This window comes from Phreatobacter oligotrophus (genome assembly GCF_003046185.1).
Taxonomy (GTDB): domain Bacteria; phylum Pseudomonadota; class Alphaproteobacteria; order Rhizobiales; family Phreatobacteraceae; genus Phreatobacter; species Phreatobacter oligotrophus.
Window position 1 is genome coordinate 506,090 of the sequence record NZ_PZZL01000003.1, and the last position, 18,940, is coordinate 525,029.

The window sequence follows — 18,940 nt, forward strand, 5'->3', positions numbered from 1 at the left end:
TTTTGGTCCCCGGCGGGCCTCGAGCGCGATTTTCGGATGCATCCTGTGACAGAATGCGGCATGAGGATGAGCCGACAGGCAGCCGGGCCCCTCCGGCGGCGCCCGGCCCCGTACCGACCCCAAGACCCGTCATGAGCCAGGACAAGAACTACGTCGAGCCCGTCGACGAGGATGACGAGGAGGAGGAAGAGGACGTCAGTGCCGATGATCTTCGGCTCATGGCCCGTTTCCTGGCGCCCTTCGCCGCGCCCTACAAGACAACCATCGCCATTCTCGTCGTCCTGATCCTGACCGAGGCGGCCCTCAACTTCTCCTTCCCGCTCGTCACCCAGTACCTGATCGACGAGGGCCTGATCAAAAAGGAGTGGCGGGCGCTCCTGAACTCCCTGATGTTCATGGGCATTGCCGCGATTGCCGTCTCGGGCGTCGCCCTGCTCGCCGATTTCGTCTACACGCGCCTCTTCGCCGACATCACGCGCGACATCCGCCAGCGCCTCTTCGACCATGTCCAGTCGATGTCGATGCCCTTCTTCCACACCACGCCGACCGGCACGGTGCTCTCGCGATTCTCGGGCGACCTCGTGGCGCTCGAGGCGGCCCTCGTCGCCTTCGTGCCGGGCTTCGTCATGCCCTTCATGGAGGTCATCTACGCCACGATCCTGATGTTCATGTTCGACATCTGGCTCGGGCTGATCGCCTCCCTCGTCTTCCCGATGATCCTGTGGTGGCCGCGCATCTTCGCCCGCAAGGCCTTCCTCTTCGCCTATGAGAAGCGCCAGACCGAGGGCCGCCTCATGACCGCGGTGCAGGAGAACGTCTCGGCCCAGCCGGTCATCAAGGCCTTCGGCATGGTCGGCCGGGCGCGCCTCGCCTTCGCCGGCATCAACGGCGTCTGGGTCGGGGTTGCCCGCCGCACCAACTTCTCCTCGGCGCTGGTGGAGCGCACCGCCCAGACCGGCCTCTATGTCATCCACATCGCCGTCTTCGCGCTCGGCGCCTACTGGGCCTTCACCGACCGCATCACGGTGGGCACGATCATCGCCTTCGAGGGCGTGTTCCTCTCCATGGGCTATGCGCTCACCAACGTGACGCAATATGTGCCGACGCTGGCCCAGGCGGCCGGCTCCATCCGCCACCTCGACGACCTGCTGGCGGTGAAGCCGACCATGGTCGATGCCCCCGATGCCGGCACGCTCGCCCCCTTCGAGCGCGAGATCGTCTTCGACAACGTCGCCTTCTCCTATCCGGGCTCGTCGTTCCGCACGGAGCAGCTCGCGGTCACCGTACCCAAGGGGTCCTTCCTCGGCATTGTCGGTCCCTCGGGCTCGGGAAAAAGCACCTTCCTCAACCTGCTGATGCGCTTCTACGACCCGGTCGAGGGGCGGGTGACCATCGATGGCACGGACATCCGCACCGTCACCCAGGCCTCGCTGCGCGCCCAGATGGCGGTGGTGTTCCAGGAAAGCTTCCTGTTCAATACCTCCATCGCCGAGAACATCCGCATGGCCTATCCGGACGCGACGATGGAGGACATCATCGCCGCCGCCAAGCAGGCCGAGGTCCATGACTTCATCGCCGCCCTGCCGCAGGGCTACGACACCACGGTGGGCGAGCGCGGCGGCCAGCTCTCCGGCGGCCAGCGCCAGCGGGTCGCCATCGCCCGCGCCCTGGTGCGCAACCCGGCCGTCCTGATCCTCGACGAGGCGACCAGCGCCCTCGACGCCGAGACGGAATCAAAGCTCAACGAGACCCTGCGCCGCATCGCCGAGACCCGCACCGTGGTCTCGGTCACGCACCGGCTGGGCAGCGTCGTCACGGCCGACCGCATCATCGTGCTGGACCACGGCCATATTGCCGAGACCGGCACCCATGACGAGCTGCTGCGCGCCGGGGGCCTTTACGCCACCATGTGGTCGCGCCAGCAATCGGCCCGCAAGGCTGTGGCCGCGGTCGAGGACGACGAGGACGACGAGTGACAACTCGGCCGAACCTACTGCCGCTCAGCGAGTGACCGAACCACCTCGGACAAGATTGGCAAATCCATCAACCACGCGATTACAGCTCCAGCCAGAGCAATGACCCGCAGCGTAAGAGAGATCGAAAATCTCGTAGTTACGCGCCCGCGAAAGTCGCGTCGTCGTTCGAACAGAATAATCGGTGGAGAACGTTTCTGGCTCACGGCAGACCTCTTCATTGAGGAAAAACGTGAGACCACGAGGGGTATGGGGACGACGATTCGGCCCGTCCGTCAACTAGGCTGCGGAAACCTTAGGCGATTGTGCCCATACCCTGGGGACGAGCGCGGTGGTGCCCCTATCTGGGGCCCTGGGTCGCTGACCGGTTGCAGATGAGTCAAACGCGGCGGCCGCGGCCGCCGGGATCCGTCAGGCCACCGTGATGTCCGGGGCGTGCGGGTTCTTCATGCCGACCACGTGGTAGCCGGCATCCACGTGGTGGATCTCACCGGTCACGCCGCGCGACAGGTCCGACAGGAAGTACATGCCGGAATCGCCCACCTCGTCGATGGTGACGTTGCGGCGCAGCGGCGAGTTGTACTCGTTCCACTTGAGGATGTAGCGGAAGTCGCCGATGCCGGAGGCGGCCAGGGTCTTGATCGGGCCGGCCGAGATGGCGTTGACGCGGATGTTCTTCTCGCCGAGGTCGGCGGCCATGTAGCGGACGCTGGCCTCCAGCGCCGCCTTGGCGACGCCCATGACATTGTAGTGCGGCATCCACTTCTCGGCGCCGTAATAGGTCAGCGTCAGCAGCGAGCCGCCATCGGTCATCAGCTTCTCGGCGCGCTGGGCGATGGCCGTGAACGAGTAGCAGGAGATGAGCATCGACCTGGTGAAGTTGCCTTCGGTCGTGTCGACATAGCGGCCGGTCAGCTCGTCCTTGTCGGAAAACGCGATGGCATGGAGCAGGAAGTCGAGCTTGCCGCCGAACACCTTCTCCGTCTCGGCGAAGACCGCGTCGATGGTCGCGCCGTCGGTAACGTCGCAATGGCCGACGACATGGCCGCCAACCTCCGCCGCCAGCGGGCGCACGCGCTTCTCCAGCGCCTCGCCCTGATAGGTGAAGGCCAGCTCCGCCCCCTGGTCGTGGCAGGCCTTGGCGATGCCCCAGGCAATCGATCGGTTGTTCGCAACCCCCATGATGAGGCCGCGCTTGCCCTTCATGATGCCTGCCATGTCGCTCCTCGCCGGGCGGAAAGTCTTCACAAAAACCAGCCGGTCCCTATGCCATCGGCAGGGCGGCGGCGCAAGCGGACGGGGTGAAGCGCCTCACGCCCCGTCGCGCGGGCTGCCCTTGCGCCGTTCGCGCAGCACCCGGGCGAAGCCCTCGAGGTCGGCGCTGGCCTCGGGCAGCACGATGCGGACGGTGACATAGAGGTCGCCGGGCTCCCCCTCGCCGGCAAGGCCCTTGCCGCGCAGGCGGAAGGTCTTGCCCGAGGAGGTCATGGCGGGAAGCGTCAGCTCCACCTCGCCGTCGAGGGTGGGCGCGCGCACCTTGCCGCCGAGAATGGCCTCGTCGAGGGCGATGGGCAGGTCGAGGCGGATGTCCTTGCCCTCGGCCTTGAAGGCGGGGTGCGGCTCCACCGCGATGACCACATAGGCGTCGCCGGTCGGGCGGCCGAGGCTGCCGGGCTTGCCCTTGCCGCGCAGGCGCATGCGATGGCCGTCGCGCGTGCCGGCGGGGATCTTCAGGTCCAGCGTCTCGCCCGAGGGCAGGACGATGCGCTGGGTCGCGCCGCGCGCCGCGTCGAGGAAGGGCACCTTGATGGTGAGCGTCACGTCCTCGCCGGCGGGCGGCGGGCCCATATCCGGCTCGAAGGGGCTGCGGCCGCGCCCGCCCCCCCGCCCGGTCATGCCGGAAAGGATGTCGAAGAAGTCGTCCATCGGCGGCGGGCCGCCGGGCTGCCCTCCGGGTCCGGCCTTGCCGCCGGAGCGGCGGAAGCCGTCCGGGCCGAAGGAGAAGCTCTCGAAGATGGTCTCGGCATTGGGGCCGGCGCCAGCGCCCGTTCCGCCACGCGGGCGGCCGCCGCCGAAGCCCTCGAAGCCGGCGAAGCGCGGCTTGCCCTCCGCGTCGATCTCGCCGCGGTCGAACTGCCGCTTCTTCTCGGCATCCGAGAGCAGCTCATAGGCATTGTTCAGTTCCGCGAAGCGGTCCTGCGCCTTCGCGTCGGTGGGATTGGCGTCGGGATGCAGCGCCTTCGCCTTCTTGCGGAAGGCGCGCTTGATCTCGTCGGCGCTCGCCGAGCGCGCGACGCCGATGACGTCATAGGGATCGCGAGCCATGGTGGTCCTTCAGGGGGAGCGCCTGAGGGCGCCCCGATGGTGGTGAGTCATCGGCCCATGTGGGGATGGCCGTCGCCATTCACAAGTTCGAGAGGGCGCAGCCTCAGCTCCGCCGCCAGGGGCGCAGTTCCACCACGGCCCAGGGCCCGTTCGAGCGGCAGGCGCGGCCGTCGAACCAGACCTCCTTGCCGTCCTTGATGGCGCTGCCGAGGAAGTCGCGGCAGGTCTGGCCACCGGTTCCGGCGGCGCGCTGCAGCGCTGTCACCGTGCCGCTCATGCCGGTCCCGGCATTGGCCCAGGGCAGGCTCGGCGTGTCGGCGCGATCGGCGAGCGCCTCCATCAGCACCGCCTTGGCGGCATCCCAGTCGGCCTGGGGAATGGGAAGTCCGTTCGGCTGCGGGGCAGGCGCGGGCGCGGCGGCGGGCGTCGCCTCCGGGGTGCGGCGGACGGAGCCGGTGGTGATCTGGTCGTCGCTCGCGCCCTGGCGCATCTGCGCGGCGCCGGGGGGTGCGACATTGCTCCGCTCCCACAGGGAGGGCAGCGCCACCGTACATCCCTGCGTCATGACGAAGGCGAGCAGCGCAAGGGCGGCAAGCGGTCCGCGGCAAGGGGCGGAACGGAATGGCGGCTCAGCCGGCGCCGGGCATGGGCTGCCCGCATCCGCTCCGCTATAGACATGGCCAACGCCACACCCGTCCACCATACGCCCTCAACTCCAGAGCCTACCTGGCTCTTGCCGCAGTGAACATCGGAGTTCGTTAATGTCCGGTTCGGATCAGGACGATTTCACCGAAAGCCAGGAGCCTTTCGCGCTCTTCGACACCTGGCTCGCCGAGGCCGGCCGTTCCGAGCCGAACGATCCCAATGCCATGGCGCTCGCCACCGTCGATGCCGACGGCCTGCCGAACGTCCGCATGGTGCTGCTGAAGGGCGTCGATCCCCGCGGCTTCGTCTTCTACACCAACACCGAAAGCCAGAAGGGCACCGAGCTCGACGGGCAGAAGAAGGCCGCGGTGGTCTTCCACTGGAAGTCGCTGCGCCGCCAGGTCCGCGTCCGCGGGCCGATCGAGCGCGTCGCAGACGCCGAGGCCGACGAGTATTTCGCCTCCCGTCCGCGCGGCAGCCGCATCGGCGCCTGGGCGAGCCAGCAGTCGCGCGAGCTGGAGAGCCGTTTCGCGCTGGAAAAGGCCGTGGCCTCCTACACCGCGAAATATGCCATCGGCGAGGTACCGCGCCCGCCGCACTGGACCGGCTACCGCATCCTGCCCGTCTCCATCGAGTTCTGGCACGACCGGCCCTTCCGCCTGCACGACCGGGTGCAGTTCACCCGCGCCGAGCCCTCGGGGGCGTGGACCGCGAAGCGCCGCCTCTACCCGTGATGCGCGAACGGCCATAGGCAGATGCCGCGGATGGCTCTATGAACGGGCCTTCTGTTCCGCGGCACACCCGAGGCCATCGTGAACCAATCCCGACGCACGCTCCTGCTCACCGGTGCCAGCCGTGGCATCGGCCACGCCACCGTCAAACGCTTCTCCTCGGCCGGTTGGCGGGTCATCACCTGCTCCCGCCAGGCCTTCCCCGAGAATTGTCCGTGGGAAATGGGTCCCGAGGACCACATCCAGGTCGACCTCGCCGACCCCAACGACACCGAGCGCGCCATCGACGAGATCCGCGGCCGGCTCGGCACCGGCCGGCTCGAGGCTCTCGTCAACAATGCCGGCATTTCGCCGAAGGGCGAGGGCGGCTCCCGCCTCGATTCGCTGCACACGCCGCTGAAGGTCTGGCAGCAGGTCTTCCAGGTGAACTTCTTCTCCTCGATCCTGCTGGCGCGCGGCCTGCTTAAGGAGCTCGCCGAAGCCAAGGGCTCGGTGGTGAACGTCACCTCCATCGCCGGTTCCCGCGTCCACCCCTTCGCCGGGGCCGCCTATGCGACGTCCAAGGCGGCGCTGGCCGGCCTTACCCGCGAGATGGCGGCGGATTTCGCCCCCCACGGCATCCGGGTGAACGCCATCGCCCCCGGCGAGATCGACACCTCGATCCTCTCCCCCGGCACCGACAAGATCGTCGAGCAGATCCCCATGCGCCGCCTCGGCACCCCCGACGAGGTCGCCAAGATCATCTACGTGCTGTGCACGGAGACCTCGAGCTATCTCAACGGCGCCGAGATCCACATCAACGGCGGCCAGCACGTGTGAGGGAGTGGGCTCTGCGGCCCCCGATTGGCCGCGCCTCGACGGCCGTCGATCGAGCGCCACCCTCTTCGCGTCATGGCCGGGCTTGTCCCGGCCATCCACGACTTGACCACCGTCGGATGAGAATTCGTCATGCCCGGGCCAAGCCCGGGCATGACGAACAGGGCGGCGGCTAACGTCACCCCGCCATCGCCCTCAGACGCTCCGCCGTCTCGGCATCCGCCGGCAGGAACGTCTCGATCGCCAGCTCCGCCAGCGTCACGTCGACCGGCGTGCCGAACACGGTGGTCGCCGAAATGAGCGTCAGCAACCCGACTGAACTCTGCAGCCTGACGGGAATGAACAGCTCATCCGCCTCATGGCCCTTGCGCGGATGCGGCGCGGCGAACGGCAGGGGATAGGCGGAGACCTCCTCCAGCAACGCGGCCAGCACCGGATCGCCGGTCAGCTCCACCTGCCGCTTGAGGCGCGCCAGCACATGGCCGCGCACCTCGCCGAGATTGACGATGCGCGGCGCGATGCCCTGCGGATGCAGCGACAGCCTGACCATGTTGATCGGGCCGCCCAGGAGCTCCGGCGCGCAGCCCTCGAGGAAGGGCGCAATGGCGCGGTTGTGGGCGACGATGGCCCAATGCCGGTCGAGCGCCACGGCCGGATAGGGCTCGTGTCCCCTGAGGACCAGCTCCACCGCCGCCCGCGCCACGGCGACGGCGGGATCGTCCAGCGACCGCTCCGGGAAGACCGGCGCGAAGCCGGCGGCGACCAGCATGAGGTTGCGGTCGCGCAGCGGCATCTCCAGCACCTCGGCCAAGCGCAGCACCATCTCCCGGCTTGGCGCGGCGCGGCCGGTCTCGACAAAGCTGAGATGCCGGGTCGAGATCTCCGCCTCCAGCGCCAGGTCCATCTGGCTCAGCCGCCGGCGCTGGCGCCAGTCGCGCAGGTGGTCGCCGATGGTCCGGGCGGCGGGGCGGGGGGAGGCTTGGGCCGTGCTCATGGCAAAACCCTAGCCGCGAGCCCGCCGCGGTCCAATGACCTTGGACGTAATCGACCCGCCGCGCCCGGCTTCCCATCCTCGCCCCATCGCCGCCCGGATCCCCCGTCGCGGCCGCCTCAGAGGAGACCCGTCATGAGCCAAGCTGCTTCTCTCGCCTTCGCCCTGTTCCGCACCGCCGACGCACCGACCTTCCTGCGCCGCGTCCTCACCCTCGACGCCGTCACCTCCGGCGCCATGGGCCTCATGCTGATCGTTGGAGCGGGCCAACTCGGGCCGCTGCTGGGCCTGCCCGTCGAGCTTCTGCGGGCGGTCGGCTATGCCTTCATCCCCTTCGTGGCTCTGGTCGCTGTCGCCGCGGCAAGGCCCGGCCGTGCTCTCGGCATGATCGTCGGTCTGCTCAATGCCGGATGGGTCGTCGCCAGCATCGGCGCGCTGGTCTCGGGCGCGCTCGCGCCGAACCTCCTCGGCATGGTCTTCGTCGCCGGGCAGGCCGTCTTCGTCGGCGTGCTCGCCGAGCTGCAGATCATCGGCGCGCGCCGGCTGTGAGGCCAAGCCGGGGGGATTGGGATGACCTGCCCCTCACCCTTCCCTCTCCCCGCCAGCGGGGAGAGGGCGCAACAGCGTCGCGTCCCGGTCGACAGCCCCTGTGCCTGGCACGGCCCCTTCCAACCTCGCGGAACGTCGAAGCCCCCTCTCCCCGCCTGCGGGGAGAGGGAAGGGTGAGGGGCCAGGGAGCCGGCCCCTTACAGCCAGCCCTTCTTGCGGAAATAGAGATAGGGCAGCACGCCCGAGGCCAGCATCAGCATCATGGCCATGGGATAGCCGTACTCCCAGCCCAGCTCCGGCATCTGCTTGAAGTTCATGCCGTAGATCGTGCCGACCAGCGTCGGCGGCATGAACACCACCGACAGCACCGCGAAGATCTTGACGATGTTGTTCTGCTCGATGCCGATGAGGCCGAGGGTCGCGTCGAGCAGGAAGGTGATCTTGTTGGCGAGCGAATCGCAGTGCTGCATCAGCGATTCGACGTCGCGGCTCTGGGTCTTCACCAGTGTGCGGATGTCCTTCGACACCTTGCTGCCCTCGATCTCGGTGGCGAGGAACAGCAGCAGGCGGTTGATGGAGACGAGGCTCTCGCGCGCCTTGGAGACCAGCTCGCCCTTGAGGCCGAGGGTGCGCAGCACGTCCTGGAAGGTCTTGTCCCGCCGTGCCGCGCCGTCACGGAAAATGCCGGTCGAGACCTGCTCGATCTCCTCGCTGACCTTCTCGAGAATGTCGGCGACCCGGTCGACGATGGTGTCGAGGAGGCCGGTGAGGATCGCCTCCGGCGTCCCCTGGATGGAGCCCGGCTTCTGGGCGCGGTTGAGGAAGAGGTTGATCGGCTTCGGCGTATCGTAGCGCACGGTGATGAGCCGGTGCGGCGCCAGCACGAAGGAGATCTGCGTCAGCTTTGGCGTGCCGAGCTCGGTGTTGCAGAGCGTCGTCGCCGTCATGTAGCGCACGCCGTGGTCGACATAGAGCCGGCTCGACGGCTCGATCTCCTGCATCTCCTCGCGCGTCGGGATCTCGATGCCGAGGCAGCGTTCCAGCGCCTTGTCCTCGCCCTGCTGGGGACTCAGGAGGTCGACCCACTTCACCTCCGCCGGAACCGCCTCGTGCGAGGTTTCCACCCGCACCAGCGCCTCGTTCTGGACGGCATAGGCATTGAGCATGGTGAACTCCAAATAGGGCTGGCGCCTGTGCTAGCCAGTCCGCCGCCGCTTGCAAGGCTGTGAAACCACGTGCGTCCCAATCATGACATGACCGTGACGGTGGCGCCTGCGATCGGCTTGTCGCGCCGCCCGGTCCCGGCTAGGCGAGGACATGCTGTCTGCGTCCTCCGGCTCCGCCGCCCTGACCGGCTTCCTCCTCGGCCTCGGCCTCATCGTCGCCATTGGCGCGCAGAACGCTTTCGTTCTCCGGCAGGGCCTCCAGCGCCGCCATGTCCTGGTGGTCACGACCATCTGCGCCCTCTCGGATGCCGCCCTCATCGCCGCCGGCGTCGCCGGCCTTGGCACGCTGGTCAGCGCCTCGCCGGTTCTCCTCGCCGTCGCGACCCTCGGCGGCGCCGCCTTCCTCGCGGTCTATGCGGTCCGCGCGGCGCGAAGGGCGCTCAGCCCCGGCACGCTGGAGGCGGCGGAGCCCGCCGATGGTGACCTCGGCCGCACCATTGCCGCGACCCTCGCCTTCACCTTTCTCAACCCGCATGTCTATCTCGACACGGTGGTGCTGGTCGGCAGCCTGTCGGGCGGCTTTGCCGGGAGCGATCGCCTCGCCTTCGCGCTGGGGGCGATGAGCGCCTCGGTCCTGTGGTTCTATAGCCTCGGCTTCGGGGCAAGGCTCCTCGCCCCGCTCTTCGCGCGGCCGGTGGCGTGGCGCGTGCTCGACGGGCTCATCGCCCTGGTCATGGCCGCCATCGCGCTGTCGCTGCTGCGCAGCTGGCTTGCCACCTGAAAAAAGGGCCGGTCACGAGGACCGGCCCAAGGTGTTCAGGAGAGGCATGCGGGAGGTCTGAAAGCCCGGCAGAGCCGGAAAACCCTCAGTCCATGGAGACCGGTTCAGCCAGCGTCCGGGGACGTGGCGCACCCTTGCGGGCAGCGGTGAAAGGCGCGGCGGCGGCGACCGCCGAGATGCCGATGGCGCCGTAGCGGGCCTCTAGGGGCTCGCGGGCCGGTTGACGCGGAACAAGGGGGGCCGCCGTGGCGGTTTTCATCGTCGATCTCCATTCGCCGGACGCGGGTGCATGGGCCGGTCCGGACGAGGACAGACCCTAGGCGCGCATCGCGGCGCCCTTGCGATGGGATCGTGAAGCGATCGTGGCGGCGGAAGGTGCGTGCCGCAGGTGACGCGACGGGTCATGCGCATGGCACGGATGCAACAGTTTTGCGGCTTTCCGCGAATTTCCCCGCGCCAATGCGTTGACCTAGCGCCAACCCTTCGCCACAAGCTTGACACGACTGGTCACAAACCGCGTTGCCTTGCCAATCGCCGCGCGGACGCCATTAGAGGGGTCGAATGATGCGTTGGGGCGTACTCGCAGTTCTGGGTCTGGCGCTTGCCGGCTGCAACAACACCGTTTCGCAGACCCAGCCCATCTCCGAGCGTGACCGCACGCTCATGGCGCAGGCGCCGCAGGTGGAGATGGATTACTGGCGCATGCCGCTGCGCGTGCCCTATCGCACCACCGAGGCCCCGGGCACCATCATCGTCGAGACCTCGACCAAGCACCTTTTCCTGGTGGAGCCGAACGGCACCGCCATCCGTTACCAGGTCGCCGTCGGCAACGAGGCTTTCGGCTGGACCGGCACCGCCACCATCCAGCGCAAGGCCGAGTGGCCTACCTGGACCCCGCCGGCCGAGATGCGCCGCCGCTGGCCGACCCTGCCCGCCTTCATGGAGGGTGGTCCGCAGAACCCGATGGGCTCGCGCGCGCTCTATCTCTACCAGAACGGCCGCGACACGCTCTATCGCATCCACGGCACCAACTCGCCGCTGCAGATCGGCGAGGCCGTGTCCTCGGGCTGCATCCGCATGCACAACGAGCACGCGATCGACCTCTACAATCGGGTCGGCGTGGGCACCAAGGTCATCGTGCGCTGAGGCGCAGCCAGGGCTTGAAAGCACGACGGCGGCCCTTGGGCCGCCGTTGTCGTTTGGGGGGCTTTGTCAGCCGGCCTTCTGGGCCTTCGTGGGCTTGATCGCCCCGGCCACCGCCTTCAGGCCAACCTGGCCGTAGCGATCTTCCAGCCGGACACCCTTGGGCGGCACCGGTTGCGGTTTGGCACTCATGGTTTCCTCCTTCGGGCGGGCTTCGTGGCGTCCCGGCCGTCTGATTCCGCTCCTTCTTGTACACCAAGCCGGCTCATGGCCGTAGTGTGTTGACGTGCGATGCAACGTCGCTGGGTGCGCTGCACTGTCCGCAGCCCCTCGGCCCGGGGGATAAGCGGCCGCTTTCTGTGCACAAGCCGGCCGCGGCGCTTGCCCGGTGATGCCCCGCCCGCGAAGCTGTTGGCACCAAGATATTGAGGTCACCCCTCATATCGACCGCTACATATGGCGGTGGGCCGCGTTTCGTGGCAGGGTCAGTCCTCCATCCCGCAAGGGGCTTCGCCGCGCGATGAAATTCTCCCGTCTGCGCATCCACGGGTTCAAGACCTTCGTCGAACCCACCGATTTCCTGATCGAGCCGGGTCTCACCGGCGTCGTCGGGCCGAACGGGTGCGGCAAGTCGAATCTCGTCGAGGCCCTGCGCTGGGTCATGGGCGAGAACTCGTTCAAGAACATGCGCGCCTCGGGGATGGACGACGTCATCTTCTCCGGCTCCGGCAACCGCCCGGCGCGCAACACCGCCGAGGTCATGCTGACGGTCGACAATGGCCGCCGCCTCGCCCCCGCCCAGTTCAACGATCACGACGTGCTGGAGGTCTCGCGCCGCATCGAGCGCGAGGCGGGCTCCGTCTACAAGGTCAATGGCCGCGAGGTCCGGGCCCGCGACGTCCAGCTGCTCTTTGCCGATGCCTCGACCGGCGCCCGCTCGCCGGCCCTCGTCCGCCAGGGCCAGATCGGCGAGATCATCTCCGCCAAGCCTCAGGCCCGCCGCCGCATCCTTGAGGAGGCCGCCGGTATTGCCGGCCTGCACGCCCGCCGCCACGAGGCCGAGACGCGGCTGAAGGCGGCCGAGACCAATCTCGACCGTCTGGAGACCGTTCTCACCCAGATCGAGACGCAGCTCGACGGCCTGAAGCGGCAGGCGCGCCAGGCCGTGCGCTATCGCGGCCTCTCCGCCGACATCCGCAAGGCCGAGGCGACGCTCGCCTATCTCAAGTTCCGCGAGGCCGGCGATCTCGTCCGCGAGGCCGAGCGCCTCGTCGAGGAGGAGACGCGCCTCGTCGCCACCCGCACCACCGCCCAGGCCGAGGCGGCCAAGGACCAGGCGGTTGCCGCCCACGTCCTGCCATCCTTGCGCGACGAGGCGGCCAAGGCAGGCGCGGCGCTGCACCGGCTCGTCGTCGCCCGCGACCAGCTCGAGGGCGAGGAAAAGCGTGCCCGCGAGCGCATCGCCGAGCTCGACCGCCGCATCGCCCAGCTCGACGGCGACATTGCCCGCGAGAAGGCGCTCGGCGCCGATGCCGACGGCGTCATCGCCCGCCTCGCTGCCGAGGAAGCCGAGCTTGCCGCCGCCGCCGAGGGCGCCAAGGCCGCCGAAGCCGCCGCCGCGGCCCGCGTCACCGCCGCCGAGGCGGCTCTCGCGGTCTCCGAGAAATCCTTCTCCGAGGCGACCTCGGCCCTCGCCGAAATCACCGCCCGCCGCAACCAGTTGGAGCGCACCATCCGCGATGCCGGCGAGCGGCTGATGCGGCTCGAGGGCCAGCTCGCCGAGATCGATGCCGAGACGGCGAAGCTGGAGGCCGGGTCCGACCATGCCGCGCGGCTCGCCGCCCTAAAGGCCGAACTCGACGCCGCCGCCACCGCCCTCGTCGCGGCGGAAGCCGAGGCGGTAGCCGCCGAGCAGGCCCATGCCGGTGCCCGGTCGCAGGAGGGCGAGGCTCGCCGCCCGCTCGCCGATGCCGAGCGCACCGTCCAGCGCCTCGACACCGAGGTGCGCACCCTCGCCAAGGTGCTGAACGTCTCCCATGCCTCCAAGTGGCCGCCGGTCCTGGAGGCGATCCGCGTCGCCAAGGGCTTCGAGACCGCCCTCGGCGCGGCGCTCGGCGACGACCTTGACGTCCCGACCGCCTCCGCCTCGCCGCAGCGCTGGGGTGGCGCCGATGCCGCCGGCGACCCGGCCCTGCCCGAGGGCGTCGAGCCGCTGGCCGCCCATGTCACCGCCCCGGCCGAGCTTGCCCGCCGCCTCGCCCAGATCGGCCTCGTCGCCAAGGCTGACGGCCCGCGCCTTGCCGCCCTGCTGAAGCCCGGCCAGCGCCTCGTCTCCCGCGAAGGCGACCTCTGGCGCTGGGACGGCTTCGTCGTCGCCGCCAATGCCCCGACCGCCGCCGCGCGCCGCCTTGCCGAGCGCAACCGCCTCGGCGATCTCGAGAAGGACCTGGTCGCCTCCCGCGCCCAGGTCAACGATCTCAAGGCGCTTGCCGAGGTCGCCGTCGGCGTGGTCAAGGCCGCCGCGGCCCGCGAGATCGCCGCCCGCGACGGCTGGCGCGCCGCCCAGCGCCGCGTCGATGGCCTGCGCGACCAGCTCGCCGGCGTCGAGCGCGCCGCAGCCGGCGTCGTCACCCGCCTCGCGGCTCTCGTCGAGGCGCGCTCGCGCCTCAAGGCCAGCATCGACGAGGCCGTCGCGGTCAAGGCCGATGCGCTGACCGCCCTCGACGGCCTCGGCCAGACCGCCCAGCTCGAGGCGGCGCTCGCCGAGATTCGCGCCGAGGTGGCCCAGGCCCGCGCCACCCTCGCCGAGGCCCGCGGCGAGGCCCAGGGGCTGACCCGCGAAGCCGAGATGCGCACCCGCCGCCGCGGCGAGCTGGCCCGCGACCGCGCCCAGTGGATCGAGCGCCAGGCCAATGCCGGCCGGCAGATCGCCGCCCTCGACCAGCGCCTCGCCGAGGCCCGGGCGGAGGCCAAGGCCCTCTCCGAGGCGCCCGACACCTTCCTCGTCCAGCGCCGCGAGCTCATCGCCCGCATCCAGGAGGCCGAGGCCACCCAGCGCGCCGCGGCCGACGCCCTCGCCGCCGGCGAGACCGCGCTCGCCAATGCCGACCGCGCCGCCCGCGCCGCGCTGGAGGCCATGACCGGCGCCCGCGAGGCTTTCGCCCGCGCCGAGGCCAGGCTCGAATCGGCCCGCGGCCGCCTCCGCGAGATCGGCGCCGAGATCGCCGAGAAGTTCGAGACCGATCCGCCGGCGCTCACCCGCCTCGCCGGCCTCGGTCCGGAGGCAGCCCTGCCCGATGCCCGCCGCGTCGAGGACCAGCTGGACGGCCTGCGCCGCGAACGCGAGCGGCTCGGCGGCGTCAACCTGCGCGCCGACGAGGAGCTGACCGAGGTCCAGGCGCAGTTCGACGGCATGGTCCGCGAGCGCGACGACCTGGTCGAGGCCATCAAGAAGCTGCGCGGCGGCATCGGCTCGCTGAACCGCGAGGGCCGCGAGCGCCTGCTCGCCTCCTTCGCCACCGTCAACGAGAACTTCCAGCGCCTCTTCACCACCCTGTTCGGTGGCGGCACGGCCGAGCTGCAGCTCGTTGAATCCGACGATCCGCTGGAGGCCGGCCTCGACATCCTCGCCCGTCCGCCGGGCAAGAAGCCGCAGACTCTGTCGCTGCTTTCCGGCGGCGAGCAGGCGCTGACCGCTATCGCGCTCATCTTCGCGGTCTTCCTCACCAATCCCGCACCGATCTGCGTGCTGGACGAGGTCGACGCGCCGCTCGATGACGCCAATGTCGAGCGCTACTGCGACCTGCTCGATGACATGGCGCGGACCACGGACACCCGCTTCGTGGTCATCACCCACAACCCCATCACCATGAGCCGCATGGATCGGCTCTTCGGGGTGACCATGGCCGAGCGCGGTGTCTCGACGCTGGTCAGCGTGGATCTGGGGCGCGCCGAGCAGCTCATCGCCGCGGAGTGAGGTGCTTCCTCACGGCTTGAGCCTGTCCGGAATTTCTCCGGAACCTCCACACGTCATGCCCGGCCTTGTGCCGGGCATCCACGAATTCTGATGGGCCAGTGGTCAAGTCGTGGATGGCCGGGACAAGCCCGGCCATGACGGAAATAGCGGGTGCCTTGCCGCCTGGAGCGCTGCAGACCGCAAGTGCGTCCTTCGAGGCTCGCTTCGCTCGCACCTCAGGATGAGGACCGGAGTGACCGGCAAGACCGCTGTCCGGTCGGTTGGCTGCCTTTGCCGTCCTGCAATCCGCCACCCTCCTCATCCTGAGGTGCGAGCGAAGCGAGCCTCGAAGGACGCACTCGGATCATGCCATCCTCCGCTTTGTCGGCCGGACTCATGGATCGCCACCGTCATGCCCGGCCTTGTGCCGGGTATCCACGAATTCTGATGGGCCAGTGGTCAAGTCGTGGATGGCCCCGGCAAGCCCGGCCATGACGGAGAGGGTGGTGGCAGCCTCCAAGCCGCGGAGCCTCGAATAGGACCAAAGTCCTTGACAGCGTCACGCTCCTGGGCTATGGATCGGGCACTCTCCGGACTGCTGCCCATGACGGGCAACACTCCCACGGGCGCCATGCGCCTGACACATCCGAGAGCATTGACACGCACAACCTGAACGCGAAATGGTGGGCTGGCCGCCGGTTCGGTCAGCCACGCCGGTGGCGTGCCTGCGCCGGATTCCGTTCATCCAGCGTTTACCCTTGGTTGTGCATAAGGAACTGCGAGTGTTGACATCTGTTAACGCAGACATGTATAGCGGCCAAGGTCGTGTCTAGGTCGCGGCATCCCGACAAGGAGGTTGAGGCTGCTGTCGCAGAAGCAGAGGCCACGAGGGTGGACCTTCCGGAAGATGGGTCACTGGGGCCGGCTGTTCTGCCCGCAGGCGGACCGCAATGGCTGCCAGGTGGGCGTGAACGGAACCCCTCGCGACGCCGACACACATGCAAAGCAGATCATTCGCGCACTGGATCGGTGCCCCCACAAGGAGGAGGGCGACAATGGCGATTCATGAGTTCACCATCATCGCGTCCGGCCTCGATCCGCAGGCGGCCGATTTCGAGCAGCGCTTCTATGACGGCGGCTGCGATGACGCGACCGTGTCCTTCCAGAAGGGCCACATCATCGTCGATTTCGCCCGCGACGCCGCGACGCTCGAAGAGGCCATCGCATCTGCCGTGCGCGATGTCGCCGCGACAGGCGCCAGCGTTGACCGTGTCGAGCCGGATCCGCTCGTCAGTCTCGCGGACATTGCCGAGCGGACCGGCCTGTCCCGCGCCGCCATGACCCAGTACGCCAAGGGCCAGCGGGGCAAGGGCTTTCCGCCGCCGATCGCCCGCGTCACCTCGGACAGCCCGCTCTGGGACTGGGCGACGGTCGCCCGCTGGCTTGTCAGCCGAAAGAAGGTCGATGCCGGCAAGGCTCACGAGGCCTCGGTCATCAAGGCGGCGAACCAGGACATTGACCGTGGACGGGTGCCGACGGCGGGCGGTCTGCGTGAGCGCGTGAAGCAGCCCGAGACGGCGTAAGCCGCACCGTCTCACCCGCAACAGCACCCGCCTCCCTCACCGCCGCCCGCGCCATTCTGCACGCTGGCGTGGTTCTTCTCCGCCGGCAGGTCCATGGCGATGTTCTCCGAGAAGAACCCGTTGGGCTTCAGCATGAAGCCGGCATATTCCATCGGCATCACAGGGAAATCCTCGGGCTTGCACACATGGGTGTGGCCGAAGGAGTGCCAGACCACCAGGTCCGTGTTCTCGATACTCCGCCCCTGCCGGATATAGCGCGGCAGGCCATCGCCGCCGGCATGCTGGTTCGGATAGTCGCCGCTGGCATATTTCTCCGCGGGGTCGAAGGGCGTCACCCAGACATGCTTGCGGGCAAAGCCGCCGCGCTCCGCCACTGTCGAGCCCTCCTGCGCCAGCATCAGCGGGCTCGGCTGCACCACCAGCTTGTAGCCGGTGGGCTTGCCGACCGAATTGGCGACATTGGGATTGATGATCTTCCAGTAGCGGCCGGTCCGCCCATCCGCCTCGCGGGCGGCGTCCCGCTCGTTCTGAAGCAGCCGCGTCGTGGTGTCGAACACATTGCCATGGGGGTTGTCGGTGCCCCAGGGCCGGGGGACGAACTCGTGCTCGGTGACCGAATTGCCCTCGCCATCCACCGCCATGTGCAGGCGGACGTTGAAGAAGTGCTGGTGGGTCGGCCCGCCGAGGCCCTCGTCCACCATGCCGCCCCAAGGGTAGGCGGCGCCGGGCGCCACCGCCGCGGTCTGGATGATGCCGGTGAGCTTGGCCTCCAGCTGGATCGTGCCGTCCTGGTAGAGGTACCAGTAGAAGCCGTAGTCGTAGTTCCCCACCGTGGCGAAGAACGAGATGACGAGGCGGCGCGAGCGCCGGGCCTCGAACACCCCGGTGCGCATCTCGTAATGCTTCCACAGGAGGCCGTAATCCTCCTCGTGCATGCAGACCGCGTTGGGCATCACCATGGGGTTGCCGGCATCGTCCGCCATGGGGACGTCGAAATAGTGGATGAGGCCGAGGCAGTCGCAGCCGAGCTCCAGCGCGTTGGCGAGCTTGCCGAGGCCATATTCGCCGGCATCGAAGGCGCTCTTCCAGAAATGGTTCGCCGTCGGGTCGGCATAGGGCACCACCATTTCCGTCACGCTGGCGCGGTGGACGATGGAGCGGAAACGCCCCTTGTCGGTGATGCCGAGCTGGTGGAGCACCAGCCCTTCGCGGGCGGTGAAGCCGACGCGGAAGGACCATCCCTGCCAGGTCACCTTCCAGCCATCGACCGTGAAGCTTGGCCCCTCCGGCTGGACGATGTTCAGGGGCTTCACGTCGCTGCGCGGGGCGGGCAGCGAGGCGCGGTCGTAGTTCCGCCGCTTGCGCGGGATAGGGATGATCGGATCCTCGTCGACCAGATGGACGACGCGGTTCTCGATGAGATCGACCAGCGCGACGACGCCTTCGATCGGCGAGGCATAGCCGTTGTCTTCCGGCGCCGCGCGCCAGTAGCTCACCGCGCTGACGAGGCGACGGCCGATCTCGGCCTCGCGGCCGAAATAGCCGGCCGAGAAGGGGTCGACCTGGACGAGCTCGATCTCGGCCTCGCTGAGGCCGCGCCGGGTCATGGCACGGCGCCAGCCGGGATCGGCCTTGACGATGTCGCCGGCCTTGAAGAACTCCTCGATGATCACCGGCGGCTGGCCGTAAGGAGCCGTCTGGGTGTCGCGGGCGGTGAAGGTGAGGACGGTGCCGCCGGTGACGTCGATCAGCGCCTCGTGGACGGCCCCCGTGGCGGTGTCGAGGGTCACGGCGAAGGCGCGGCGGCGCATCGGCATGCCCGGCGACCAGGCGGCGATTTCGGCCTTGCCCGGCTCGTCCAGCTGCAGGGTGGGAAAGCGGGTCGTGTCGGGGAGCGCCTTCGCCGAGAGAAGGATCGCGCGGGCCGCGGCGATCTCCTCGAGCGTCAGCGGATCGAGCGGATGGCGGGGCGTGGCAGCGGGGGACGAGGACGACGGGGAGGCGGACATGGCGGTGTTCCGGTGGGGCAGGGCCAGTGTCCGGGGGGCCGCCATCCACCGCAAGCAAGCTTTTCGGGCAGCAGCCGCCCGTCCGGCAGGCGAAAGCTCAAGGACTGCCGGGACATGCCGCACTGCGCACGCGATGTCGCACGGCTGCTCGGACCTTCGACGAAGACGCCAAAAACATATTGCAGATCAATGCTTTAATTCATGTGTCAGTGTCCTTGACACGATTTGGCCGCATCACTATAGGTGTGCCCGGTTTTCGGGGGGTGGCCGTTC

The 18,940-nt window shown here is 68.8% G+C and carries 16 protein-coding genes; 8 read left to right on the forward strand and 8 right to left on the reverse strand.

What is annotated here, in order from left to right; genetic code table 11:
- Positions 1-131: 131 nt before the first annotated feature.
- On the forward strand, positions 132-1,976 hold the full coding sequence (locus C8P69_RS09520; protein ID WP_170118190.1) for an ABC transporter ATP-binding protein: 1,845 nt from the start codon (positions 132-134) through the stop codon (positions 1,974-1,976).
- A 408-nt stretch (positions 1,977-2,384) separates the two neighbouring features.
- Here C8P69_RS09520 and fabI read toward each other — a convergent pair whose 3' ends face one another.
- The 3 genes from fabI to C8P69_RS09535 all read right to left on the reverse strand — a co-directional run bounded on the left by fabI (position 2,385) and on the right by C8P69_RS09535 (position 4,845).
- Entirely contained in the window at positions 2,385-3,179 is a 795-nt protein-coding gene (gene fabI, locus C8P69_RS09525; RefSeq protein ID WP_108176589.1) for an enoyl-ACP reductase FabI, read from the reverse strand.
- 105 nt (positions 3,180-3,284) lie between these two features.
- Positions 3,285-4,298, reverse strand: coding sequence for a DnaJ C-terminal domain-containing protein (locus C8P69_RS09530; RefSeq protein ID WP_108176416.1), 1,014 nt, complete (start codon positions 4,296-4,298; stop codon positions 3,285-3,287).
- A gap of 103 nt (positions 4,299-4,401) precedes the next feature.
- Positions 4,402-4,845, reverse strand: a complete 444-nt coding sequence (locus C8P69_RS09535) for an RT0821/Lpp0805 family surface protein (RefSeq protein ID WP_170118191.1) — start codon at positions 4,843-4,845, stop codon at positions 4,402-4,404.
- Between the two features lie 214 nt (positions 4,846-5,059).
- Here C8P69_RS09535 and pdxH point away from each other — a divergent pair, with 214 nt between their 5' ends.
- Complete coding sequence (gene pdxH / locus C8P69_RS09540; protein ID WP_108176421.1) at positions 5,060-5,677, forward strand: pyridoxamine 5'-phosphate oxidase; 618 nt, start codon at positions 5,060-5,062, stop codon at positions 5,675-5,677.
- Positions 5,678-5,752: 75 nt separating this feature from the next.
- Positions 5,753-6,493, forward strand: a complete 741-nt coding sequence (locus C8P69_RS09545; RefSeq protein ID WP_108176423.1) for an SDR family NAD(P)-dependent oxidoreductase — start codon at positions 5,753-5,755, stop codon at positions 6,491-6,493.
- Between the two features lie 175 nt (positions 6,494-6,668).
- Here C8P69_RS09545 and C8P69_RS09550 read toward each other — a convergent pair whose 3' ends face one another.
- A complete protein-coding gene (locus tag C8P69_RS09550; protein ID WP_108176425.1) occupies positions 6,669-7,484 on the reverse strand; it encodes a helix-turn-helix transcriptional regulator in 816 nt (271 codons plus the stop codon).
- A 132-nt stretch (positions 7,485-7,616) separates the two neighbouring features.
- On the opposite strand from C8P69_RS09550, the gene C8P69_RS09555 reads away from it, so the two are divergent.
- A complete protein-coding gene (locus C8P69_RS09555) occupies positions 7,617-8,030 on the forward strand; it encodes a hypothetical protein (RefSeq protein WP_108176427.1) in 414 nt (137 codons plus the stop codon).
- A 197-nt stretch (positions 8,031-8,227) separates the two neighbouring features.
- On the opposite strand, the gene corA is transcribed toward C8P69_RS09555, so the two are convergent.
- Complete coding sequence (gene corA, locus C8P69_RS09560; protein WP_108176429.1) at positions 8,228-9,196, reverse strand: magnesium/cobalt transporter CorA; 969 nt, start codon at positions 9,194-9,196, stop codon at positions 8,228-8,230.
- A 151-nt stretch (positions 9,197-9,347) separates the two neighbouring features.
- Here corA and C8P69_RS09565 point away from each other — a divergent pair, with 151 nt between their 5' ends.
- Positions 9,348-9,977, forward strand: coding sequence for a LysE/ArgO family amino acid transporter (locus C8P69_RS09565; protein ID WP_108176431.1), 630 nt, complete (start codon positions 9,348-9,350; stop codon positions 9,975-9,977).
- Between the two features lie 85 nt (positions 9,978-10,062).
- Here the strand turns inward: C8P69_RS09565 and C8P69_RS23835 are convergent, their stop codons facing one another.
- A complete protein-coding gene (locus C8P69_RS23835; protein WP_170118192.1) occupies positions 10,063-10,236 on the reverse strand; it encodes a hypothetical protein in 174 nt (57 codons plus the stop codon).
- A gap of 305 nt (positions 10,237-10,541) precedes the next feature.
- On the opposite strand from C8P69_RS23835, the gene C8P69_RS09570 reads away from it, so the two are divergent.
- Positions 10,542-11,123 carry a L,D-transpeptidase gene (locus C8P69_RS09570; RefSeq protein WP_108176591.1) on the forward strand — a complete coding sequence of 194 codons (582 nt, stop codon included), beginning with the start codon at positions 10,542-10,544 and terminating at the stop codon, positions 11,121-11,123.
- 66 nt (positions 11,124-11,189) lie between these two features.
- Here C8P69_RS09570 and C8P69_RS24435 read toward each other — a convergent pair whose 3' ends face one another.
- Positions 11,190-11,312: a hypothetical protein gene (locus C8P69_RS24435; protein WP_273512744.1), complete on the reverse strand. Its 123-nt coding sequence runs from the start codon at positions 11,310-11,312 to the stop codon at positions 11,190-11,192.
- Positions 11,313-11,640: 328 nt separating this feature from the next.
- Between C8P69_RS24435 and C8P69_RS09575 the strand changes: the two genes are divergently transcribed.
- The gene (locus tag C8P69_RS09575) at positions 11,641-15,096 is read left to right on the forward strand and encodes a chromosome segregation SMC family protein (protein WP_108176433.1); all 3,456 of its coding nucleotides are present in this window, start codon (positions 11,641-11,643) and stop codon (positions 15,094-15,096) included.
- 1,034 nt (positions 15,097-16,130) lie between these two features.
- Positions 16,131-16,658: a helix-turn-helix transcriptional regulator gene (locus C8P69_RS09585; protein ID WP_211353812.1), complete on the forward strand. Its 528-nt coding sequence runs from the start codon at positions 16,131-16,133 to the stop codon at positions 16,656-16,658.
- Positions 16,659-16,669: 11 nt separating this feature from the next.
- On the opposite strand, the gene C8P69_RS09590 is transcribed toward C8P69_RS09585, so the two are convergent.
- Positions 16,670-18,667, reverse strand: a complete 1,998-nt coding sequence (locus tag C8P69_RS09590) for a primary-amine oxidase (RefSeq protein WP_108176435.1) — start codon at positions 18,665-18,667, stop codon at positions 16,670-16,672.
- Positions 18,668-18,940: the final 273 nt, after the last annotated feature.

What these genes read in the sequence shown, in the direction of transcription:
- C8P69_RS09520 (WP_170118190.1), top strand. Translation starts at nt 132, where the DNA reads ATGAGCCAGGACAAGAACTACGTCGAGCCCGTCGACGAGGATGACGAG.
- fabI (WP_108176589.1), bottom strand. Translation starts at nt 3,179, where the DNA reads ATGAAGGGCAAGCGCGGCCTCATCATGGGGGTTGCGAACAACCGATCG.
- C8P69_RS09530 (WP_108176416.1), bottom strand. Translation starts at nt 4,298, where the DNA reads ATGGCTCGCGATCCCTATGACGTCATCGGCGTCGCGCGCTCGGCGAGC.
- pdxH (WP_108176421.1), top strand. Translation starts at nt 5,060, where the DNA reads ATGTCCGGTTCGGATCAGGACGATTTCACCGAAAGCCAGGAGCCTTTC.
- C8P69_RS09550 (WP_108176425.1), bottom strand. Translation starts at nt 7,484, where the DNA reads ATGAGCACGGCCCAAGCCTCCCCCCGCCCCGCCGCCCGGACCATCGGC.
- C8P69_RS09555 (WP_108176427.1), top strand. Translation starts at nt 7,617, where the DNA reads ATGAGCCAAGCTGCTTCTCTCGCCTTCGCCCTGTTCCGCACCGCCGAC.
- corA (WP_108176429.1), bottom strand. Translation starts at nt 9,196, where the DNA reads ATGCTCAATGCCTATGCCGTCCAGAACGAGGCGCTGGTGCGGGTGGAA.
- C8P69_RS09565 (WP_108176431.1), top strand. Translation starts at nt 9,348, where the DNA reads ATGCTGTCTGCGTCCTCCGGCTCCGCCGCCCTGACCGGCTTCCTCCTC.
- C8P69_RS23835 (WP_170118192.1), bottom strand. Translation starts at nt 10,236, where the DNA reads ATGAAAACCGCCACGGCGGCCCCCCTTGTTCCGCGTCAACCGGCCCGC.
- C8P69_RS09570 (WP_108176591.1), top strand. Translation starts at nt 10,542, where the DNA reads ATGCGTTGGGGCGTACTCGCAGTTCTGGGTCTGGCGCTTGCCGGCTGC.
- C8P69_RS24435 (WP_273512744.1), bottom strand. Translation starts at nt 11,312, where the DNA reads ATGAGTGCCAAACCGCAACCGGTGCCGCCCAAGGGTGTCCGGCTGGAA.
- C8P69_RS09575 (WP_108176433.1), top strand. Translation starts at nt 11,641, where the DNA reads ATGAAATTCTCCCGTCTGCGCATCCACGGGTTCAAGACCTTCGTCGAA.
- C8P69_RS09585 (WP_211353812.1), top strand. Translation starts at nt 16,131, where the DNA reads ATGGCGATTCATGAGTTCACCATCATCGCGTCCGGCCTCGATCCGCAG.
- C8P69_RS09590 (WP_108176435.1), bottom strand. Translation starts at nt 18,667, where the DNA reads ATGTCCGCCTCCCCGTCGTCCTCGTCCCCCGCTGCCACGCCCCGCCAT.